Annotated in this window: 21 protein-coding genes; 13 read left to right on the forward strand and 8 right to left on the reverse strand. The window is 64.9% G+C overall.

All coding sequences use genetic code 11. From position 1 onward, the window contains the following. Nucleotides 1-13: 13 nt before the first annotated feature. Entirely contained in the window at nucleotides 14-865 is an 852-nt protein-coding gene (locus AOP73_RS02400) for an aldo/keto reductase (RefSeq protein WP_061963036.1), read from the forward strand. Here the strand turns inward: AOP73_RS02400 and AOP73_RS02405 are convergent, their stop codons facing one another. The 4 genes from AOP73_RS02405 to AOP73_RS02420 all read right to left on the reverse strand — a co-directional run bounded on the left by AOP73_RS02405 (nucleotide 866) and on the right by AOP73_RS02420 (nucleotide 4,243). Continuing rightward, a complete protein-coding gene (locus tag AOP73_RS02405; RefSeq protein WP_061963037.1) occupies nucleotides 866-1,645 on the reverse strand; it encodes a siderophore-interacting protein in 780 nt (259 codons plus the stop codon). 14 nt (nucleotides 1,646-1,659) lie between these two features. Then, the gene (locus tag AOP73_RS02410; RefSeq protein WP_061963038.1) at nucleotides 1,660-2,310 is read right to left on the reverse strand and encodes an NAD(P)-dependent oxidoreductase; all 651 of its coding nucleotides are present in this window, start codon (nucleotides 2,308-2,310) and stop codon (nucleotides 1,660-1,662) included. 68 nt (nucleotides 2,311-2,378) lie between these two features. Next, complete coding sequence (locus AOP73_RS02415) at nucleotides 2,379-3,608, reverse strand: MFS transporter (RefSeq protein ID WP_084626501.1); 1,230 nt, start codon at nucleotides 3,606-3,608, stop codon at nucleotides 2,379-2,381. Nucleotides 3,609-3,670: 62 nt separating this feature from the next. Beyond that, nucleotides 3,671-4,243 (reverse strand): TetR/AcrR family transcriptional regulator, encoded by a 573-nt coding sequence (locus AOP73_RS02420; protein ID WP_061963040.1) that lies wholly within the window; start codon nucleotides 4,241-4,243, stop codon nucleotides 3,671-3,673. A 138-nt stretch (nucleotides 4,244-4,381) separates the two neighbouring features. Between AOP73_RS02420 and AOP73_RS02425 the strand changes: the two genes are divergently transcribed. From AOP73_RS02425 to AOP73_RS02455, 7 genes are all read left to right on the forward strand, one after another. Beyond that, nucleotides 4,382-6,841: a glycoside hydrolase family 3 C-terminal domain-containing protein gene (locus AOP73_RS02425; RefSeq protein WP_061963041.1), complete on the forward strand. Its 2,460-nt coding sequence runs from the start codon at nucleotides 4,382-4,384 to the stop codon at nucleotides 6,839-6,841. Between the two features lie 117 nt (nucleotides 6,842-6,958). Continuing rightward, nucleotides 6,959-7,558 (forward strand): Pr6Pr family membrane protein, encoded by a 600-nt coding sequence (locus AOP73_RS11965; protein WP_061963042.1) that lies wholly within the window; start codon nucleotides 6,959-6,961, stop codon nucleotides 7,556-7,558. 10 nt (nucleotides 7,559-7,568) lie between these two features. Continuing rightward, complete coding sequence (locus AOP73_RS02435) at nucleotides 7,569-8,570, forward strand: CE1 family esterase (protein ID WP_061963043.1); 1,002 nt, start codon at nucleotides 7,569-7,571, stop codon at nucleotides 8,568-8,570. 38 nt (nucleotides 8,571-8,608) lie between these two features. Then, complete coding sequence (locus tag AOP73_RS02440; RefSeq protein ID WP_061963044.1) at nucleotides 8,609-9,943, forward strand: APC family permease; 1,335 nt, start codon at nucleotides 8,609-8,611, stop codon at nucleotides 9,941-9,943. 158 nt (nucleotides 9,944-10,101) lie between these two features. Then, nucleotides 10,102-10,719 (forward strand): Pr6Pr family membrane protein, encoded by a 618-nt coding sequence (locus AOP73_RS02445; protein WP_061963045.1) that lies wholly within the window; start codon nucleotides 10,102-10,104, stop codon nucleotides 10,717-10,719. Between the two features lie 39 nt (nucleotides 10,720-10,758). Then, nucleotides 10,759-11,661 carry a cation diffusion facilitator family transporter gene (locus tag AOP73_RS02450; protein WP_061963046.1) on the forward strand — a complete coding sequence of 301 codons (903 nt, stop codon included), beginning with the start codon at nucleotides 10,759-10,761 and terminating at the stop codon, nucleotides 11,659-11,661. 97 nt (nucleotides 11,662-11,758) lie between these two features. Further along, nucleotides 11,759-13,591: a BCCT family transporter gene (locus AOP73_RS02455; protein ID WP_061963047.1), complete on the forward strand. Its 1,833-nt coding sequence runs from the start codon at nucleotides 11,759-11,761 to the stop codon at nucleotides 13,589-13,591. Here AOP73_RS02455 and AOP73_RS02460 read toward each other — a convergent pair. Then, the gene (locus AOP73_RS02460; RefSeq protein WP_061963048.1) at nucleotides 13,588-14,085 is read right to left on the reverse strand and encodes a GyrI-like domain-containing protein; all 498 of its coding nucleotides are present in this window, start codon (nucleotides 14,083-14,085) and stop codon (nucleotides 13,588-13,590) included. The two genes, AOP73_RS02455 and AOP73_RS02460, sit on opposite strands and share 4 nt — an antisense overlap. A gap of 4 nt (nucleotides 14,086-14,089) precedes the next feature. Beyond that, complete coding sequence (locus AOP73_RS02465; RefSeq protein WP_061963049.1) at nucleotides 14,090-14,818, reverse strand: flavodoxin family protein; 729 nt, start codon at nucleotides 14,816-14,818, stop codon at nucleotides 14,090-14,092. A 53-nt stretch (nucleotides 14,819-14,871) separates the two neighbouring features. Here AOP73_RS02465 and AOP73_RS02470 point away from each other — a divergent pair, with 53 nt between their 5' ends. After that, entirely contained in the window at nucleotides 14,872-15,585 is a 714-nt protein-coding gene (locus tag AOP73_RS02470) for a Pr6Pr family membrane protein (RefSeq protein ID WP_061963050.1), read from the forward strand. On the opposite strand, the gene AOP73_RS02475 is transcribed toward AOP73_RS02470, so the two are convergent. Next, the gene (locus AOP73_RS02475) at nucleotides 15,560-15,820 is read right to left on the reverse strand and encodes a DUF1232 domain-containing protein (RefSeq protein WP_061963051.1); all 261 of its coding nucleotides are present in this window, start codon (nucleotides 15,818-15,820) and stop codon (nucleotides 15,560-15,562) included. The two genes, AOP73_RS02470 and AOP73_RS02475, sit on opposite strands and share 26 nt — an antisense overlap. 104 nt (nucleotides 15,821-15,924) lie before the next feature. Beyond that, nucleotides 15,925-16,425, reverse strand: coding sequence for a beta-class carbonic anhydrase (locus tag AOP73_RS02480; protein WP_061963052.1), 501 nt, complete (start codon nucleotides 16,423-16,425; stop codon nucleotides 15,925-15,927). Between the two features lie 254 nt (nucleotides 16,426-16,679). Between AOP73_RS02480 and AOP73_RS02485 the strand changes: the two genes are divergently transcribed. From AOP73_RS02485 to galE, 4 genes are all read left to right on the forward strand, one after another. Next, the gene (locus AOP73_RS02485; RefSeq protein ID WP_061963053.1) at nucleotides 16,680-17,450 is read left to right on the forward strand and encodes an SDR family NAD(P)-dependent oxidoreductase; all 771 of its coding nucleotides are present in this window, start codon (nucleotides 16,680-16,682) and stop codon (nucleotides 17,448-17,450) included. Nucleotides 17,451-17,663: 213 nt separating this feature from the next. Next, nucleotides 17,664-18,854: a galactose-1-phosphate uridylyltransferase gene (galT, locus tag AOP73_RS02490; protein WP_084626503.1), complete on the forward strand. Its 1,191-nt coding sequence runs from the start codon at nucleotides 17,664-17,666 to the stop codon at nucleotides 18,852-18,854. Beyond that, nucleotides 18,851-20,011 carry a galactokinase gene (galK, locus tag AOP73_RS02495; protein ID WP_061963054.1) on the forward strand — a complete coding sequence of 387 codons (1,161 nt, stop codon included), beginning with the start codon at nucleotides 18,851-18,853 and terminating at the stop codon, nucleotides 20,009-20,011. Before galT ends, galK begins: the two co-directional genes overlap by 4 nt. A 322-nt stretch (nucleotides 20,012-20,333) precedes the next feature. Further along, nucleotides 20,334-21,308 (forward strand): UDP-glucose 4-epimerase GalE, encoded by a 975-nt coding sequence (gene galE / locus AOP73_RS02500; RefSeq protein ID WP_061963055.1) that lies wholly within the window; start codon nucleotides 20,334-20,336, stop codon nucleotides 21,306-21,308. Nucleotides 21,309-21,367: the final 59 nt, after the last annotated feature.

Below are 21,367 nucleotides of genomic sequence, written 5' to 3' on the forward strand. Positions count from 1 at the left end.
ATAGCCTGGTGAGATGACTCAGACACCTACACACCTGCTCAATGACGGCCACTCGATTCCGGCGATCGGCTTTGGCACCTACCCACTGAAGGGTGAGGAGGGGCGAGACGCCGTTCATGCCGCGCTCGACAACGGCTATCGGTTGCTGGACTCCGCCACCAACTACGAGAACGAGGGCGCGGTTGGCCGTGGTCTGCGCGACTTTCTCGCGGACTCTGGAGTCTCTCGTGACGAGGTCACGGTGCAGAGCAAGCTCGCCGGTCGCCATCACGACTATGACAGCGCCCTCGCCGCAGGTTATGAGTCAGTCACCCGACTAGGATTAGATCGACTCGATGTCCTGCTGATCCACTGGCCCAACCCCATCACCAACAAGTACCGCGAGGCGTGGCGCGCGCTCGTGGAACTCCAGAAGCGTGGACTGATCCGCAGCATCGGCGTCTCCAACTTCACCGCCAAGCACCTCGCCGACATCATCGAGGACTCCGGCGTGACGCCGGCGATCAACCAGATCGAGCTACACCCCTACTTTGTTCAGGAGTCGATGCGCGCGACGCACGACAAGCTGGGGATCGTGACGGAGGCGTGGAGCCCGCTGGGCAAGCGCAGCGCGCCGTTCGGCGAGTCCCCGGTTGCCGATGCCGCCGCAGCTCACGGCGTGACGCCCGCCCAGGCGATCCTGCGCTGGCACGTGCAGATTGGGTCGCTACCGCTACCCAAGTCCGCGACTCCCTCGCGTCAGACGGAGAACCTCGACGTGTTCGGGTTCGAGTTGACCGATGCCGAGGTCGCGGCAATCTCGGGACTCACCAAGCCCGACGGCCGCCTGTTCGGCGGCGACCCTGACACCCACGAGGAGATGTAACTAGTCCTCCGCCTCCATGGCGGCGTTGAACTCGGCCTTGCTGGATTGCCAGCCGTCCTCGTTCATGCCGGTGCGCCAGTATCCGGAGATCGATACCTGATCGCGCGGCACTCCCACCTGCTTGAACAGGTAGCGACGCAGCGGCTTGATCATGTCCGCGTTGCCGTGGACGAACGCCTCGAGGCGCCCCTCGGGAACGCGCGCGCGCATCACGGCCAGCGTCAGTGCCTCGCCGTACCCGAGCGGTCGGCCGTCCGGCGTCTTGTGCTCGTCGCGGTGGACCCAGGTGACCTCGGTGCGCGAGGTCTCGCGTAGTGGTTGGTGATGCGCAGCGGAGGCGACTTCCACAAAAACCCGTGCTGCAGCATCGGCCGGGAGCGCCTCGAGCGCTGTGGCAATCGCGGGGATCGCCGCCTCGTCCCCGACCAAAAGGTGAGCGTCGGCATCGGCGGCGGGACGCCACTTGCCGCCCGGCCCGTTGAAGGAGATCTCGTCCCCTGGCTGCGCCCGCGCCGCCCAAGGACCCGCCAGACCCTCGTCGCCGTGAATGACGAAGTCGATCGCCATCTCGTTCGTCTCACGATCGAACGAGCGAATCGTGTAGGTGCGGGTGACGTCGCCAAACCTAAGTTTGACGTAGTGATCCGTGTAGGTGAGCTCGGGGAGCGCGCGCAAGCCGTTGCCCGTGAGGATCACACGGATCATATTGGGCGCAACTGCTTCCGTGCGCGCCACCGTCGCGGTGTGTACCGGACGGGGAGGACGCTTGTCTTTACTCATGTAGCCAGGCTAGATCAGTATGCGAAGGTGATCTGCTGGCGCGTGTGGTCGTGCGACTCGATCTCGTCGACCACTGCCTGCCCAAAGTCGGGCCCGGAGATGACTGACTCCCCAGCATCGTCCGTGACCACCACGTCGCCACCCACGCGATAGTGCCCTGTGGCCTCTCCCGGTGCGTATGAACCGAACGTGCGCGCGGGGCTCACGAAGAGCCAGTCGAGCTCGTCCGTGCGTGCCTGCAGATCCTGGAGGACGCCGAACATCTCCATCGCCTCCTCGGCGAAGGCCGCTGGGGCCTGCCCAGCCTCGGCGAAGGTCGGCTCGCCTGCCGCGGGGCGCAGCGCGCTGGCGCCGCCGATCACGACCAACCTGACTCCAGCATCGGCCGCCTCGTCGGCAAGCGCCGCATAGAGAGCGCGTACTCGGCCCGCCATGTCGCCGCGCGGGGACAGGGCCGCGACCAACACGTCGGTGGCGGACAGCGAGTCGGCGCGCACGGCCGCATCGGTCATGGAACCCACCTCGTAGCTCACGCCGTCGAGGAGGTCGGCGGCCTCGGGCAGGCGGCGGCTGTAAGACGCCACCTCGTGATCGCGCGTGATCGCGTCAGCGACGATTGCGCCGCCCGCGTAGCCGGTGCCACCGAGAACTGTGATGCGTGCCATGAGTGAAACTCCTAAGTGTGGGTTGTCGCGGATCAAGTCTCCATCGGCAACGCCCGTGGGCCCGACCGCTATTCCGCGTGCGCAAAGCGGTTGCGTCCCGCGAAGGCGACGAACGCTCCCTGACCGGTCGCGAGCAGCGCAGCGAACACCAATACCGGTGTCCAACTGTCGGTGAACTCAAAGAGCAGACCGGACATGATGGGACCGAGTGAGGCAATCAGATAGCCGACCGACTGCGACATGGCCGACAGCCTGCCCGAGTCGTGCGGCGTGCGGGCGCGCACCGACATGAGGGTCAGGGCCACCACCAGCGATGAACCCGCGCTGAGGCCCGCGAAAGCCACCCAAACCACCACGAGGTCGGGGAGCACCAGTAGGCCGACCATCGCGATGACCATGAGCCCGGCGGTCGCCATTCCCACCCCACTTTGGTCGTGACGACGGTGCAAGACCGGTCCGGCCACGAGGCCGCCGACGATGCCGGCAATCTGGAAGATGACCAGGTGCCAGCCAGCCTCCGACTCGCCCACTCCATGCGACGACTCGATGGAGGGTAGCCACGTGATGAGGAGGTAGAACACCGAGGACTGTAGCGCCATCACCAGGGCGACCTGCCAGGCGACGCCCGACCTCCACATCGACCGGGCCGCCGTGGGCGCCGTAGTAGCGGGGATGGGTACGGGTCGTGCTGCCTGGGATCCACGCAGACGGAACACCCACACGCCCGCGGCGATCAGCGCAGGGATGGCCCAGACCCCCAGCGCCAACTCCCAGTTGGTGGAGCGTGCGATGGGGACCGCAATTCCGGACGCGATGGCTGCGAAGCCACTCATCACGGCCGAGTACAGACCGGTCATGAGCGAGACCTGCTGGGGGAAGTCACGCTTGACGATCGCGGGCATCAGCACGTTCGCCACGGCGATGGCTGCGGCGAGCAGCACCGTGCCCACCCACAGCCAACCGCTAAGGCCCGGCAGTGACCGGACCACGGTGCCGAGCGTCAGCACTAGTAGCGCACCAAAGACCGCTCGGTCGGCGCCGAACGTTGACGACAGCCGGTGAACCAGCGGAGACACGACTCCGAAGGTGAGGATCGGCAGCGCCCCAAGCACGCCTAGGGCGCCGGCGGACAGTCCAGTGTCTGTGCCGACCCGGTCGATGATGGGGCCGAGCGCCGTGATCGCGCCCCGCAGGTTCGCCGCGACAACGAGGACCGTGACGGCGAGTAGCAGGTACGACGGAGTGCGGGCCGAGGATGGCGTGGGTGCTGGCACGGCGCTAGATGCTGACGTATTCATTGATCTAAGTGTCACTGACGACCGGGGTGCCAAAGGACCGTCACTGGCGCCGTTTCACACGGCTAGTCCGGGACGCGAGCTTCGCTGGCAAACAACGGATCGGCGATCGCGTCCCATTGCGCGCGCAGGTCGAAGCCGTCGACGTCCCGTAGCCAGTGCAACTGCAGGCCGTCGAGGATCGCGAAGAGCCGGCGCGCAAAGGAGTCTGGGTCCGCGAATTCCTTGGCGAGAATGGGGTGCGCACCCTCGACAATTGCGTCGAATCGCCGCTGAAAGTAGTCGTGCGCCGGGTGGTCCGGCGCGAGCGCCTCACCCTCGAGCACCGCGAACAGGCGCGCCGCTTCCGGCCGAGCTAGCATCGTCCCCACTACCCCGTCGAAGAGTTGACGCGCGGTGAGCTGGCCACCGCGCTCGCTCACGACGCGCTCGCCGTCGGTGCGGTCGCGATACTCGAGCACGGCCATCAGCAGCGTGGGCAGGTCGGCGAAGTAGTGCATGAGTCCGGGCGCGGACATGTCGCAGCGGCGCGCCAGCGAGCGCATGGTGAGACCACGGAAGCCCTCCTCCGTGATGATCACCATCGCGGTATCGAGGATGCGCGCTCGGCGCACTTCGGGGGCGAGCCGTTCAGCCACACGGGCCTCTCTTTCGTGAACGTGTACTTGCGCATGAGCCTAGCGCGGCTTACGATTCTTTATCTAACAGTTGTTAGATAACGCCAGTCTGTCACATCCCGATGGTCACCGCAGCCCATCGTCAACCCAGGAGACACCATGAATTCGCCCGCCGACAGCGTCACCGACACCTTCCTCGACCGAGCCCAGCAGGTCGTGGCGAAGCTCAGCACCGCCGACAAGATCCGCGTAGTCTCCGGCAAGGACTTTTGGACCACCGAGGCCATCAACGCCAGCGGGTCCCGCGAGGCCGTCCCCTCCGTCATGCTGACCGACGGACCCCACGGACTTCGCAAGCAACAGGGCGACACCGACCATGTGGGTCTCGCGGACTCCGTTCCCGCCACCTGCTTCCCTCCCGCCGTCACGCTCGGCGCCACCTGGGACCCGACCCTGCTCGAAGAGGTGGGCGGAGCACTCGGTCGCGAGTCTCGCGCCGAAAACGTCGCCGTGCTCTTGGGACCCGGCCTCAACATGAAGCGCCACCCCGCCGGTGGCCGCGTGTTCGAGTACGTTTCCGAAGATCCCTTCCTGGCCGGCAAGATGTCCGCCGGCCTGGTGCGTGGCATTCAGTCCGAGGGTGTGGGCGCGTGCCTCAAGCACTACGCCGTCAACAACCAGGAAAGCAACCGCATGTCAGTGGACGCCGTCGTAGACGAGCGCACGCTGCGCGAGCTCTACCTGACCGGCTTCGAGATCGCCGTCAAGGAATCCGACCCGTGGACCATCATGTGCTCGTACAACCAGGTCAACGGCACCCACGCCGGCGAGAACAAACGCCTCATGACCGACATCCTGCGTGATGAGTGGGGCTTCACCGGCCTCGCCATGACCGACTGGCTCGCGACCTACGACCGCCCCCAGGCCATCGCCGCGGGCCTCGACCTCGAGATGCCCGGCTCGCACGGCCTGTGGGACGGCGCCGTCGAAGCCGCGCTCAAGGACGGCTCGCTGGCCATGGCCGACCTCGACGCGGCGGCCACCAACGTGGTCCGGCTTGCGCTTCGCTCAGTGGAGCACGATGGCCTCGACCCAGCCACAGCATCGGCCGATGCCGGGGTTGATTTTGAATCGCACCACGCCATCGCTCGCCGCGCCGCGGCGGCCGGAACCGTGCTGATGACCAACAACGGCATCCTCCCACTCTCCCCCAAGGGCCGCATCGCCGTCGTGGGCGCCTTCGCCGAGAGCCCCCGCTACCAGGGCGGAGGGTCATCACACGTCAACCCCACCCAGCTCGACAGCGCGCTCGACGCCATCCGCGAGGCACTCGCGCAGGACACCGCGACCGCCGATGTCGAGGTCACCTACGCGGCCGGCTACGACGCCAAGTCCGGAGACACCACCGCGGACCTGCTGGTCCAGGCGGCGAACGCCGCGCGCGACGCAGACGCAGTGATCTTCGTGGGTGGCCTGCCCAGTTCCCTCGAGTCCGAGGGCTTTGACCGCGCGAACCTGGGGTTGCCAGGCGCACACGATCGCCTGATCGAGCTGCTGTGCGACACCAACCCGAACACCGTGGTGGTACTGCAGAATGGCGGCCCGGTGAACATGCCGTGGGCCGCACGTCCGGCAGCAATCGTCGAGGCCTACCTCGGTGGCCAGGCAGGCGGATCCGCGATTGCGGACGTGCTGCTCGGCGCTGCTGAGCCCGGCGGACGCCTGGCCGAGTCGTTCCCCGTCTCGACCCTGGACCTGCCCGCGCATCAGAACTTCCCCGGCGACCCCGGCCAGGTGGAGTACCGCGAGGGTCTGTTCGTGGGCTATCGCTTCCACGATGCCTCGGGCATCCCCGCGCGCTTCCCGTTCGGCCACGGCCTGAGTTACACCACGTTCGACTACTCGGACCTGTCCACCCGCAAGAGCGGCGACGGCTACACCGTCAAGGTGACCGTGACCAACACGGGCACGCGTGCCGGCAGCGAGGTCGTGCAGGTGTACGTGCGGGACATCGAGTCGTCGGTCTACCGTCCCGACAAGGAACTCAAGGGCTTCGCCAAAGTGCATCTGGCCGCCGGAGCCTCCGAGACCGTCACGATCGAGCTCGATCGCCGCGCCTTCGCCATCTACGACGTCCCCTCCAAGGACTGGAAGGTCGAGGCCGGCGAGTTTGAAATCATCGTCGCCGCGTCGTCCACCGATGTACGCGCCTCCAAGAAGGTTCGCATCGCATCGGACGATGCCGTGGCCCCCTCGAGCGGCCCCGCGGGCTTTGTGGCCACTGACGCGGAATTCGCGACGTTGCTCGGGCACCCCATCCCGACCCCACGCCCCACACTCCCGTTCCACCGCGACTCGACCATCGATTCACTGCAGCAGACGGCCCTGGGTCGCAAACTACGCACGCAGCTACAGGGTGTCATCAGCAAGCAGTTTGGCGACATGGGCGACGACGAGGACACCGCGGCGATGATGAGCGCCATGTTCGGCGAGATGCCCTTGCGCGGCATTGCCACCGCGAGCAACGGCAAGGTGTCCCTCAAGGCGCTCAACGCCGCCATCGCGACACTTAACACCACATCATCCGCGGCGCGCAGGGCAAAGAAGGACGCCCGCTAACGCGTCGCACAACAACCGCAGCTCCTGCGCTTACATCTGGGCTCATTTTTGGGCCCAAAGTGATTGAGATGTAAGCGCAGGAGCGTGCGGAAGATTCCGGGCGGTAGTGTCGGCGAGATGAACACTGTCGTAAAGGTCGGGCGCATCGCAGCGATCGCGTTGATTCTGGCGGCCATCGTTGGCGACGCGTGGCCGGGCGTGGCCGACGGCACGCTGAGATTCTTCAACTTCTTCGGCTATTTCACGATTCAGAGCAATCTGATCGCGGCAGCGGCCTTGGGAATCGCGGCGTTCTACACGGGCCGCGAGCGCCCGTCCTGGGTCGAGTATCTCCGGGCGTGCGCCGCGGTCTACCTTGTCATTGTGACCGTGGTCTATTGGACTCTGCTCGCCCCCAGCTCGGATCCCGAGGTCCCGTGGGCCAACTACATAGTCCACCTCGTGAGTTGCCTGATTGTGCTCGCGGACTGGCTCCTTGTGGGACCCCGGCGCGCCCTGCCCGCGAAGGGCTTCTGGGTGGTGCTCCTGTACCCGGTGGTGTGGCTGGCGGTGGTTCTTGCGCGCGGCGCCACCGATGGCTGGGTGCCGTACGGATTCCTGGAGCCGGACAATGGCTACGCCTCCGTCGCGGTGGTCGTGGGCGGCATCGTGGTGGTCGGAAGCGTGCTCGCGCTCCTGCTCTTCAAGGCGACTCGATGGCGACTCGTCACGCCGTAGGCTGACTCACATGCTTATTGCGATCGGTGTCATCGGCGGACTCGCCATCGTTGCCCTCGTGGGCTGGTTTGTGATTTACGCACCCAAGCCTCCCGAGCCCACGCTCGACAATGAGGTCTCGCGGGCATCCATCAAGGTGGGCGACATGAACCGTGACTACATCGCGGTGGTGCCGGCAAACCTCAGTCCGGGAGCCCCCCTGTGGGTAGTGCTCCACGGCGCCAGTTCCAATGCCGAAGACATGCGGTTCATCACCGGCTACCAGTTTGAGGAGCTCGCAGCCCGCGAGGGTTTTGTCGTGGTGTACCCGGCCGGCTACAAGCACAGTTGGCACGACTGCCGCACCGCCACCAAGTACGCCGCACGTGCGGAGGGAATCGACGATGTCGCGTTTCTCAACGCTCTTGTGACAGACCTGACCCAAAAGCATGGCCTCGACACGGAGCGCGTGTATGGCTTCGGCTATTCCAACGGTGCACACATGCTCTACAAGATGTTGGCGCAGAGCCCTCATACCTTTGCCGCCATCGTCGCCAACGCGGCGAACATGTCGGAGCCCAGTAGCTCGGACTGCATCAACCTCAGCATCCCCAAACCCGTCATGCTGGTCGAGGGCACCAAGGACTCACTCAACCCCTTTGCCGGTGGACGCGCGGGCAGCCGCGGCAACCCTCTGGGCGAGGTGAAGTCGGCAATCGACTCCGCGATCGCCTTCGCCCGCGTGAACGGCGTAGCCGGGCCGGCATCGGACCCTGGCATCAACAGCGTGGAGGGTGCCCCCGTTCGTACCTTGGTTGCCGGGATCGAGGGCAAGCGCCGGTCGGTGGTCCTCAAGGAGTTCGGCGCAGGCAGCGGCGTGCCGGTGCGGCTCTATACCGTCAAGGGCGGTGGGCACGTGGTCCCGAACACGGGCTACCGAGCCCCGCGCATCATGGGCCGTAGCTCCAAGAACTTCGATGCGCCCATCGCGGCCTGGGAATTTACCGAGGAATTGACGCGTAGCAAGAAGTAGACGCGACAAATGGCCTACTGACGCAAAGGAGTAGTTCGATGGCCAACGGCTCCGCTGGCACCAAGGACAGTTACCGCGAGAACAGCCTCACCCTGCGCGGGGCCGTGGCCATGGGCACCGGCGTCATGGTGGGAGCCGGCATCTTCGCCCTCACCGGCCAGGTCGCCGAGCTCGCCGGACCACTGTTCCCGCTCGCGTTTCTTGCCGCCGCGGGAGTGGCCGGCCTCAGCGCCTATGCCTACGTTAAGGTCACCCGGGTCAATCCCTCGGCCGGCGGGATCGCCATGATCCTGACTCAGGCTTACGGCCGGCGCACTATTGCCGCGGGGTCCGCGATGCTGATGGCGTTGTCGATGGTGCTCAACGAGGCGTTGGTCGCCCGCACCTTTGGCACCTACGTTCTCAGGCCCTTCGGCGGTGGTCCGCCATGGCTCATCTCGGCGCTGGCCGTAGCGCTGGTCGCAGCCGCCGTGGGCATCAACCTGGCCCGCAACGAGTCAATCTCGTGGGTACAGACCGTGGGGGCAGTCATCAAGATTGCCGGAATCGGCCTGCTGGCCATCGCCGCGATCGCCGTGTCCGGCTTCAGCTACAAGGCCGCCGACGAGGGCCTCACCGATGGTACGAGCATCGGCGGGTTTGTCGCCGCAACCGCCCTGGCGGTGCTCGCCTACAAGGGCTTCACCACCATCACCAACGACGGCGCAGAACTGAAGGATCCCGAGCGCAATGTGGGCCGCGCCATCATCATCTCGCTGAGCATCTGTGCGGCGCTCTACGTACTGGTGAGCATTGGCGCAGGGGCGTCGCTGTCCGTCAGCGAGATCGTCGACGCCAAGGACTATTCCCTCGCGCAGGCGGCCGAGCCCGCGCTCGGGCAGTTCGGCATCAACGCCACAGTGGTGGTTGCGGTCGTCGCGACCATCACGGGGCTGATCGCGAGCCTGTTCGCCGTGTCCCGCATGCTCACCATGGTCACCGACATGAAGATGATCCCCCACCGCCACTTTGGGCTGCCGGGAAGCGTGCGTCAGCACGTATTGATCTACATCGGCATCGTGGCCGCCGTCCTCGCGGCAACCCTAGGACTATCTGCCATCGCGGCCGTCGGCATCATCGTCTACCTCATCATGGACATCGCCCTCCAATGGGGCGTGCTTCGTCACCTGCGCAAAGACGTGGACGCGAAGGCGTGGATCATTGTCGCCGCCCTCGCTGCCGACGTGACCGCCCTAGTCGCGTTCGTGCTGATTCGAGGCGCACAGACCCCGTGGGTCATCGTCGGCGCGGTCGTCGCGACGATCGTCGTGTTTAGCTTTGAGGCCTGGTACCTGCGGCGGCACCCCGACGATGACAACTCTGGTCAGAGGTAGCGTTCTACAAAGTTTCCCTTGATTTTTTAACGTAAAGACGACGCAAAGCCAGTCATAAAAACGCCAAAAGGGACAAGCGTCCGCAGTGGGCCGGTCGACGCGCCGCACCGGTAGTTACATCACGTTCAGGTAACGGTAGGGTCAAGAACGTGTACGCAATGGTGCGGACGTTCAGAGTGCTCGCCGCCCTCGGCATTATGGCCGCGGTGGTGGCCTCAGCCCTGCCTTCGATGACCGACGGCACCTTCAAGTTTTTCAATACCTACGGGTTTTTCACCAACCAAACCAATGCGATTGCCGCCGCGGCACTCATCGTCGCGGCGATCTACACCCGCAGCCCCCGGCCCGACTGGGTGGAGCTGCTGCGAGCATCGGCCGCCGTGTATTTGACCGTGGTAACGATCGTGTACTGGCTACTCTTGGCTCCCTTCCACGACGCCGCAGTGCCGTGGGCGAACACGGTGCTTCACCTGGCGAGCGGCATCATCGTGGTTGCTGACTGGCTCATCGCCGGGCCTCGCCGGCCCCTCCCGTTGGGCAAGATGTGGATCGTACTCATCTATCCCGCGCTGTGGTTGGGCGTCATCCTGGCCCGCGGCATCACCGACGGCTGGGTCCCCTACCCGTTCCTCAACCCCAACAACGGTTACGCCTACATCGCGACCATCTGCCTGGTCGTGGTGAGCGTTGGTGCACTCTTCTCCGCCGTGTACTTTCGAGCCCCACGCTGGCGTCCGGACCCCACCCACGCAACCACCTCTCCTGCCTCCACCTAGGGGCTGTTGTGCTGCTGGGGCGGCGCGTAGCCTGATGGGATGAGTGGAAGCCACAGTCACACGGGGCACGCGGGAAGTCGCCATCGCTGGCGCCTCGCGGTGTCGTTCGGTCTCATCCTCGCGTTCTTTGTGGTCGAGCTCATCAGCGCGATCACCTCGGGATCGCTCGCCCTCTTGACCGATGCCGGCCACATGGCCGCGGATGTCGTGGCCCTGGGCGCTGCCCTCATCGCGACGCGAGTCGCCACCCGACCCGACAGCACCGGAACTCGCTCGTACGGCAGCTACCGCGCGGAGGTGTTCGCGTCCGGGCTAGCGGTTTTGTTGATGTGGGGCGTCAGCATCTACGTGGTCGTGGAAGCGATTGGCCGCATCGGCGATGAACCCGAACTCGCGTCGGGGACCATGCTCGTGGTCGGCGCGCTGGGACTCATAGTGAACCTGGTCGCCTTAGTGCTCTTGCGCGGCGGCTCCAAGGAGTCGCTCAACGTCAAAGGCGCCTACCTCGAGGTTTTCGCCGATGCCTTGGGTTCCGTGGGCGTGATTGCGGCGGGAATCTTGGTTCACGCCACAGGCGACGGAGTCTGGGACACGGTCATCGCCTTGGCAATCGGGGTGTTCGTCGCCGTGCGGGCGACCATGTTGGGGCGCGAGGTGGTGCACGTGCTCGCGCAGCACGCGCCGGCCAACGCCGATCCCCGCCAGATCGACAGCGACCTGATGTCGATCGACGGGGTGGAGGGCGTGCACGATCTGCACGTGTGGACATTGACGTCAGGCATGGACGTCGCCACGGCTCACCTGGTGGCGCGCCACGACGCGGATCCAACCGCCGTGCTTGGTGCGGCGCGAACCCTGCTGCGCGAGACCTACTCGCTGGCGCACGCGACCATCCAGGTGGAATACGCGAAGGATGCGAGTTGCCACGAGGCGGATTGGTAGAACACCAGGTATTTTTCCGGGATTCGCCCACATTCCTGTCGGGTGGGGGCTAGCGTAGAGACAAAGCTCAGCGCTACACCTACTCACAGGGAGAGTCATGGCGACCAAGCAGGACGTCCACACCCCGATGTCCAAGTCGGCGCTCAGCAAGGCGGTCTTCTGGCCCGGCGCGATCCTGATCCTTGGCTTCTGTCTCTACGCCATCATCTGGCCCGACTCCGCTGAAGCACTCTTCGCTCAGATCCAGTCCGGCATCGTGTCGGGATTCGGCTGGTACTACGTGCTCATTGCCGCGGTGTTCGTGGCGTTCACCCTGTTCATCGGCTTTAGCCGGTTCGGCAACATCAAGTTGGGACGGGCTGGGGACAAGCCGGCATTCTCACTATTCTCGTGGTTCGCACTGCTCTTCGCGGCCGGCATGGGCATCGGCCTGGTCTTCTACGGCGTCGCGGAACCTCTCGCGCACTACGCCGACCCCCGCCCAGGAGTGACCGGCACTCCCGAGCAACTCGCGCAGGCCTCCATGACTCAAACATTCCTCCACTGGGGAATCCACGCGTGGTCGATCTACATCGTGGTGGGCGTCTCAATCGCTTATGCCGTGCACCGGCGCGGGCGTCCCGTGTCGATCAGGTGGGCGCTCGAACCTCTCCTGGGCGCCAGAGTCAAGGGACGCTGGGGTGACGTGATTGACGTCACCGCCGTGGTCGGCACCATGTTTGGTGTGGCGACGTCTTTGGGACTCGGCGTGCTCCAAATGAGTTCCGGGCTCGACTCGGCGGGCATAGCGCAACCCACCACCAGTACTCAGATCATGCTGATCGTCATCATCACGATCTTCACCATTTTCTCCTTGGTCACCGGCCTGCAAAAGGGCATGAAGTGGTTGTCCAGCATCAACCTGGCGCTCGCCGGCGGGATCTTGCTGTACGTACTTTTCGCGGGCCCCACGCTCTTCATCCTGCGGGAGTTCGTCCAAGATGTGGGTGCGTACGTACAGAGCTTTGTGGGACTGAGCTTCAACGTCTCGGCCTACGCGGGCGAGGCCGGCGAGCAATGGCAGGCCGCATGGACCACCTTCTACTGGGGTTGGTGGATCTCCTGGGCGCCGTTCGTCGGCATCTTTATCGCGCGTGTTTCCAAGGGGCGCACCGTTCGCGAGTTCGTCTGGGGCGTGCTGCTCGTCCCGACGTCCATCGCCTTTCTGTGGTTCGCCACGCTGGGAGGCACGGCCATCTACCGCGAACTCTACGGCGACGGCGGGCTCATCGGTCCCAATGGCGAGGTCGATTACAACGGTTCTCTGTTCGCGATGCTCGACGGCCTGCCAGGCGGCGCGGCCGTAAGTTACGGCGCAATCCTATTGATCGGGCTGTTCTTCATCACGTCCTCGGACTCCGGCTCGCTGGTGCTGGGAATGCTCACGTCGGGAGGGGCAGAGAACCCTCGCCAGTGGTTGCGTGTTTTCTGGGCGGTGACGACGGCTCTCGTGGCAATTGCCCTGTTGCTCAGTGGGGGCCTGACCGCGCTACAGACGGCGGCCATCATCACGGCTTTGCCATTCTCGGTGGTGATGATCGGCATGATGTTGGCCACCCTCAAGGCGTTCCGACGCGAACATCAAAGCTACCTGCGCGACAACCGACAGGACTTTGTCGAGCATGTTTCTGAATACGTTGGCGATGAGTATGGCCTGGAGTCCACGGACCAACAGGCCGCGCCCATCAAGTACAAGGTGTCGTGGCTTCAGAAGCTGGGGCGCGCGCCCGAGCGTGAGGAGATTCCCAACGCCAAGGTGGGCGCGTCCGGCGGGGTGCAATCACCCGCACCAAACTCGGAAACCTTCGCTGACGAAGACGAGGTCAGCCCCTCGTTCATCAACTCCTCTACCGACGAGATCGTCACGCCGGTGAAGGACGACCGTTCCTAGTCGCGCGTCAGAATCGCGACTTCGACGGGACCCTCAAGGCCCTCATCACCCTCGCGGGGATCGTCGAGATAGAACTCAACACGTGACGCCCACTCGCCGTCCACGCCCGGTTCGACGTCAAAATTGAGGTCGTTCAGATCTGCCCACATCATGGTCTCGCGGGTGACCTCGTCGAGGTTGTCAAAAGGACCCTCGTAGGAGGCGACTGCGTAGCGCCCCGGGGGAAGCACATCGGCGACGTAAGGAAGATCAATCCAGGTATTCTCCGGAATCACCCAGCCCACGTCAACGGTGAACGGGCCCCGCATGTCGAGCCTGCGATACCTCACCAACGAAGGACCGGTGGGGTTAATCCCTCGCGCTGCGAGGTAGACATCGAGCTGGTCGTAGGCGGCACCGATGCGCTGGCCAATGTCATGCATCGTCACTGTCACCGGCAACGCCACATAGGTGACGGGTTCGCGACTTTCCACGCGGAACGTTGCGTTCGACATGTCGCTAGGCCCGGTACTCGGGGTTGGGGTGGTCGAAGCGGGCGCCGTCGCTCCACGCCTCGCTGGAGTTGCCCCCTGCCGGATAGCCGCCAGAGTCCTTGAGCCACCGCGCCGCGTGCATCAGGTTCCACGTCATGAACGTAGTGTTGCGGCGCGTGAAGTCGGTCTCTGGTCCTCCGCTGCCCTCGTCGAGGAAAGACGGCCCCGGGCCGACGGGCCCAATCCAGCCAGCATCGGCGTTGGGGGGAATGGTGTAGCCCAGGTGCTGCAGCGAATAGAGGACGTTCATGGCCACGTGCTTGATGCCGTCCTCGTTACCGGTGACGAGGACGCCGGCGGTGCGCCCGTAGTAGAGAAATTGGCCCCGATCGTTCGTCTCCCCCGACAAAGCGTAGAGACGCTCGATCAGTCGTGTCGCAACCGACGACTTGTCCCCCAGCCAAATTGGTGTGCCGATCACCAAGATGTCGGCGTCGAGAATCCGATGCTTCAGGTCCGGCCACCCGTCGCTCGCCTGACTGCCGCCCGGAACATCCGCGCGCATGTCGGGATAGACGCCGGGGGCCAGGTCGAAGTCCACGGCGCGGATGACATCCACGTCAACCCCGTTCTCCCGCATGATCGCGATCGAGTTATCCATCAGGCCCTGAGTGTGGCTGAGCTCAGGGCTGGGCTTCAGCGTGCAGTTCACAAAACATGCCTTGAGATCAGTGAAATCAGTGTCGGTGCTCATGGTTTCGACGCTACGCGAGCCACGGCACGCTCGCCACCCCATAGTCTGAGCCGGTGAACAAAGCACTCCTGTATTCCCGACTCGTCATGATGGGACTCATCGCGTCTGCGTTGCTGGCCACTCTGACTGATACGTCTGGACGGGTGCCCTCATCATTCTTGGAGATCGCCACCTACTTCACCTTTCAGGCCAACGTCATTGCGATGGCCACCTGGGGGGCCCTCGTGTTCTACGCCGTGCAGCGTCAGCGCCGCGGCGATGCCAGCCCACGCTGGCTCGAATACGCACGGGCGTTCACGGCTGCCAATCTGGTCGCCATCGGTGCGATTTACTGGATCGCGATTGCTCCGCTGGGTCTCCAGGATGGACCACAACTCATCTACGTGATGGTCGTCTCGCATCTGGTGACCCCGCTCTACGCCGCCGTCGAGCACATGCTCGTGGGGTCACGCACACCACTGCCTTGGCGTCACGTCTGGTGGCTGACGACGTATGCGACGGTCTGGGTCTGTATTGCGGTGCTCCGGTCCTTGCTCGGCGGAACAGCCGTGTACGACTACCTCGACACCGCGCTCGGATTCACCGCCATCGTGACGGGCCTCGCCTGGAACTACGCCATTCTCTTCGGAGCATCGATGGGTGCCATGCGAATTCGCCGCTGGCGACGCTGGTCGGAAACAGGGACGCGCCTCACGCCACGGCAAGGGGTCTCGACGCCGCCGCTAGATGAGGGAACGCGCCTCAGCGCACCGACTCTGCATCGATGATGACGCCGTCTCGCTCCAACTGTGCTTCCCACTTCTGCTTCTCGCGGGTCGCGAGCATCAGCATCACTCCCCACAATCCCAGATCATCGATAAGCCCGATCGGACCCAGGAATGCCTCCGGAATGAAGTCAATCGGCCACAGCGTATAGGCGATGGTGCCGGCGAAAGCCAGCCACGTCATCGGCGCGACCTTGTATTGGCCCGTGCGCACGGCCTTGAAGAAACTCCACCACATCGTCACACCTCCGGACACTGGCGCGGGCTCGTCACCCGCTCACTTCTTTGCCGACAGTTGACTTTAAGGTTACGCCTCGCTGGTGACATTCACCAGGGTTCCCACTACGCGGAGGGCGAAGTGACCTCGCGCAGTTCGCCCGAGTGCACGTCAAAGACAAATCCGCGCACCTGCGTGGCGTCTACCAGGAAGGGGTTGCGGCGCACGCGCTCAATGGACTGGCGCAAGTCCGCGTCCAGATCACGGAAGCTCTCTGGGCTCCACGTGGGCTTGAGCCCGGTCTCGTCGAGTAGCTGGTTGCGCAATTCGTCATCGGTGAACGTCAGCGCGCCGCAGTCCGTGTGGTGGACGAGCACAATTTCGCGAGTTCCAAGCTTGCGCTGAGAGATGACCAAGGATCGGATCACGTCGTCCGTCACCACGCCACCGGCGTTGCGGATGATGTGTGCGTCACCCAGGTCGAGCCCGAGCATCGCGAACGTGTCGAGGCGGGAGTCCATGCAGGACACCACGGCGAGCTTGAGCTTGGGGGGGAGAGGGAGGTCCGGCGTGAAGGATTCGGCATACGCGCGGTTGTTCTTCACTAGCTGATCGGCGACTGTCATTCGGCTTCTCCATCGTTCGGGCGCGCGGGGAACTATCTGGCCGCGCTGGACTCCGTTCAGAATAGGGCAAACAGCGCCTGGATCTCACCCCAAACTGGCGACCAGTCGCCCTCGCGTCAGGATGGCCGCACGGTTCGGAGGCGGCCACGCGCGGAGCGATCGTCACTTTTGCGAGCACCATGGGCGGACGTAGACTCAAATAAGCAAGTCGAATTGATTCGACGCCCCCTCAAACCTCAACCGAAGGGCCTCGCATGTCACGCATCTTCATCACAGGATCCGCCCAAGGTATAGGCGCCGAGTGCGCGCGCCAACTCCTCGCAGCCGGGCACGAGGTCGTCCTTCACGCACGTGACGCCGACCGCGCCAGTGCCGCGAGGGCCACCAATCCCGGAGCGAGCGCCGTCGTCACCGGCGAGCTGGCGAACATGGAATCGACCCGCGCACTCGCCGCTGCGGCCGAGGCCGCCGGTCCATACGACGTCATCATTCACAATGCAGGGGTGGGCGGCGGTAGCGGCGACCGAACCGAGACCGCCGATGGCCTCGAGCGCGTCTTCCACATCAACGTGGTGGCGCCATACATTCTCACCTGCTTGATGGCGCTCGCTCCACGGATGATCTACTTGACCTCGGGGCTGGAAGCTGACGGTCATTGGGTGGCGGACGACCTGCAGTGGACCGGCCGCGAATGGAACAGCATGCAGGCGTACTCGGACTCCAAGTTGCACGATTCGATGCTGGGTTTTGAGCTCGCCGCGCGCCACCCCGAGTCGATTGTCAACGTGGTCGACCCCGGCTGGATCAAGACTCAGCTGGGCGGCCCCGACGCGTGGGACCCCGTGTCCGAGGGCGCTGAGACTCAGGTGTGGCTCGCGACGTCAACCGAGGCGGTCGCGACAACCTCGGGACAATACGTCAAGCGCCGCGAAGTACTCGAGCCCAACCCCGCTACTCAGGATGTTGCCGCTCGGGCGGCTCTGATGAAGGAACTCAAGCGCATCACCGGACTCCAGTTTCCTTAAGACTGCATGCGCATTGGCGGTGTCGTATCGCCAACACAACGGTCCACCGGCGTCTACGTCATTGGCGTCGCGGTGTGTGCTCCATTGCTCGCAGACCGCTCCAACAATTGCCGCAAGTGCCAGCATCGGCTATTGTTCACGTTAACATCGTGTTGACACGACGCGGTGAAGTATTGGACTGTGCACGGTCACAGTCTCCGATGAAGGGCACCAATGAGTTCCGGGTCAGAGGCAAAGAAGCCAGGCAACGAGGAAGTAGCTCGCGACGAGACGATTCATGTCAGTCGCGACCGCCTCGCTGATGGCCGCGAGATCATCTATTTCGACGACCGCGGCACCACGCTGCCGGAGGCCCGCAAAGCCGACGCCCGCACCCTCGACCCGCGCCCCGCCACGGCCACGGCGCGCCAGGACCCTCTCACGGGCGAATGGATTTCAGTCGCGGCAGCCCGTCAGAATCGCGTGATGCTGCCGCCCGCGCACCTGGACCCGCTGGCACCGCAGTCCCCCACCAACCCCTCGGAAGTCCCCGACAACTACGACGTCGCGGTCTTCGAGAACCGCTCGCCGTCATTCGGCCCCCAACCAACCATCGAGGACACCGGCTTCTCCACCGAGATTGGCCTCGAGCGCACTGCACAGTCAGCGGGTCGATGCGAGGTGGTGTGTTTCTCCCCCGAGCACGATGGTTCGTTCGCATCGCTCGGAGACCTGCGCGCTCGCACCGTCATCGAAGCCTGGGCGCACCGCACCTCGGAGCTATCCAAGATCCCTGCCGTTAAGCAAGTGTTCCCTTTCGAGAACCGGGGCGAGGCCATCGGCGTCACGCTGCACCACCCCCACGGCCAGATCTACTCCTACCCGTATGTCACCCCTCGCACGCAGCGCCTGCAATCCAGCGTCGCCGCCTACGGCCAGTCGCTAATGGCAGACATCCTGGACCGCGAGCGTGAGGGCGACCGCGTGCTGATCGCAGGCGAGTACTGGACTGCTTTTGTGCCGTTCGCCGCGCGCTGGCCCGTCGAGATCCACGTCCTGCCCCACCGCGACGTGCCCGACTTCGCCCACACCTCGCTCGAGGAGCGCGACGAGCTCGCAATGCTCTACCCCCGCGTCCTACGCGGGGTCGACGCTCTCTACGACACCCCGACTCCGTACATCGGGGCGTGGCACCAGGCCCCGCTCGAGGGCGGCGACGGCATCCGGCTGATGGCCCAGGTCACGAGCCCCCGCCGCGCGGCCGACAAGCTCAAGTTCCTTGCTGGCTCCGAGGCCGCCATGGGTGCCTGGATCGCGGACGTCTCTCCCGAGGTGGCCGCCCAGAACTTGCGCGAAGCAATCGCCCGAGCCGATGCATCGGCCGCCCCGTCGCTAACCGCAATCCCCCAGAAGGACGCCCGATGACCGCCATTGAACCCGCTACACCCCACCTCGCCCAGGGGGGCGTATGGTCCGCCCCGGGCCGCGTCAACCTGATCGGCGAGCACACCGACTACAACGGCGGCTTGGTCCTTCCCCTCGCGATCGACCGCCGCACCACGTGTACGGTCACGCCACGCGAGGATCGCATCCTGCGCGTCACGTCGACTGCGGGTGATGGCGAAGCGATCGAGTTGAGCATTGATGAACTTGCCGCCGATGCCGTGTCGGGCTGGTCCGCGTACGTCCTTGGGGTGGCGTGGGCGTTGGGCGAGATGGGCTCCGACCTGTCAAGTGTCACGGGTCTCAACATCGAGCTCGACTCAGACGTACCGATCGGCGCGGGGCTGTCCTCCTCTGCCGCGATCGAATGCTCCGTCGCTGTCGCCCTGAACGACTTGTGGAGTCTCGGCCGGTCCCCAATGGAGCTTGCCCGTGCGGGTCGGCTCGCAGAGAACAGCGCCGTCGGTGCCCCCACGGGAATCATGGATCAGGCCGCCTCGATGCTGGGCGAGCAGGATCACGCAGTGTTCCTGGACTGCATGACCGAGGAGGCCCAGACCGTGCCGCTGCACCTCGAGGAGAACGCCCTCGCGCTACTGATTGTCGACACCCGCGTCGAACACGCTCACGCGACCGGCGGGTATGCCTCGCGCCGCGCCTCGTGTGAGAAGGGCGCAGCGGCAATGGGCGTCAAGTTCCTCAGCGAACTGTCGGTGGACGACCTACCTGAACTGCAGAAGCGCGTCGACGACGAGACCTTCCGCCGCTGTCGCCACATCGTTACCGAGAACCAGCGTGTGCTCGATACGGTCGAGGCGCTGCGAACTAAGGGACCGCTTGCGATCGGCAACTTGCTGTGTGCGGGTCACGCTTCGATGCGCGACGACTTCGAGATCTCGGTGCCCGAGATGGACCTGGCGGTGGACACTGCGATGGCCAGCGGCGCGATCGGTGCCCGGCTCACCGGTGGTGGGTTTGGCGGTTCGATGGTCGCCCTGGTCCGCGACGGAGACGTTGACGCCATCTCCGCGGCGGTCGCGGCCGCCTTCGCGGGTGCGGGCTACACGGAGCCTCACTCGTTCACCGTTCACGCGGCCTCCGGGGCGAGGCGGGACGACTCCGAATCAACCACCACGTGAACATGGGACGAGATACCCGTCAAAAAGCAACCATTCCCTGAACGCAGGAAAGTTGGGCCGGTGGCGCTCCCGGATTGTGAACACTCCAGCACCATCACTCCAGCGCCGGCTCCCAGCGCGCACACCCCAGCACCGGCTCCCAGCACCACCACCCCAGCACCATCACCTCAGCGCGCACACCCCACCATCACCGCTCCAGCGTCACCGCTCCAGCGTCACCGCTCCAGCGCCACCGCTCCAGCGTTCAGGAAATGGTTGAATTTGAGAGCCTCGCAGGTCTGACGTTCACGTAGTGGTTGAAAATCTAGGTAAGGATGTAAGCATGACTTGGATGGTGACCGGCGGAGCCGGCTATATCGGATCGCACGTCGTCAGGGCGCTGACCGGCGCCGGAATGAGCGCCGTGGCGCTCGACGACCTCTCTACCGGCTTCGCGGACTTCGTCGAGGACGGCGTACCCCTGGTGCGCGCCAGCATCCTGGATGGCGAAGCGGTTACCAAAGCCATGCGTGAGCACGGCGTCACAGGCGTCATCCACTGCGCGGGCTACAAGTACGCGGGCGAGTCCGTCAAGCGCCCCGTCCACACGTACCGTCAGAACGTCGAGGGCCTGGGCGTGCTGCTCGACTCGATGGCCGCCGCGGGTGCGGGACGACTGGTGTTCTCCTCCTCCGCAGGGGTCTATGGCACCCCGTCGGTGGACCTCGTCACCGAGGACACCCCCACCACGCCCGAGTCCCCCTACGGCGAATCCAAACTCATCGGCGAGTGGCTGATCCGCGACCAGGTACGCGCTCTGGCGGGTTCCGATGCGCCGCTCACCGCCACCAGCCTGCGTTACTTCAACGTGGTGGGCTCCGGCTTCGAGGACATCTACGACGCCTCGCCCTATAACCTCTTCCCGCTGGTCTTTGCGAAGCTCACCGCGGGAGACACCCCCGCAATCTTTGGCGACGACTACGCGACCGACGACGGCACGTGCGTGCGCGACTACGTACACGTCAGCGACCTTGCCCATTCTCACGTGGCCGCAGCCCGCATGATGGAGGCCGGCCGAGAGCTCGCCCCGGTCTACAACCTGGGCTCGGGAGCTGGCACGTCGGTGCGCGAGATCATGGACGCGGTGCGCGAGGTCACGGAGATCGACTTCCAGCCCCGTATCGAGCCCCGCCGCGCGGGTGACCCTGCGCGCATCGTTGCCACCGGCGAACTCGCCGGGGATGACATCGAGTGGAAGAACAGCCACGACGTTCACGAGATGGTCGCGACGGCCTGGGCCTCGCACCCCAAGGGCTAGCACCTCCGGCGGGTTCGTCAGAGCCCAACCCCAGCGTGGCTCAGTTTCCTGCGTTCACG

The organism is Demequina aurantiaca (assembly GCF_000975135.1).
Classification (GTDB): domain Bacteria; phylum Actinomycetota; class Actinomycetes; order Actinomycetales; family Demequinaceae; genus Demequina; species Demequina aurantiaca.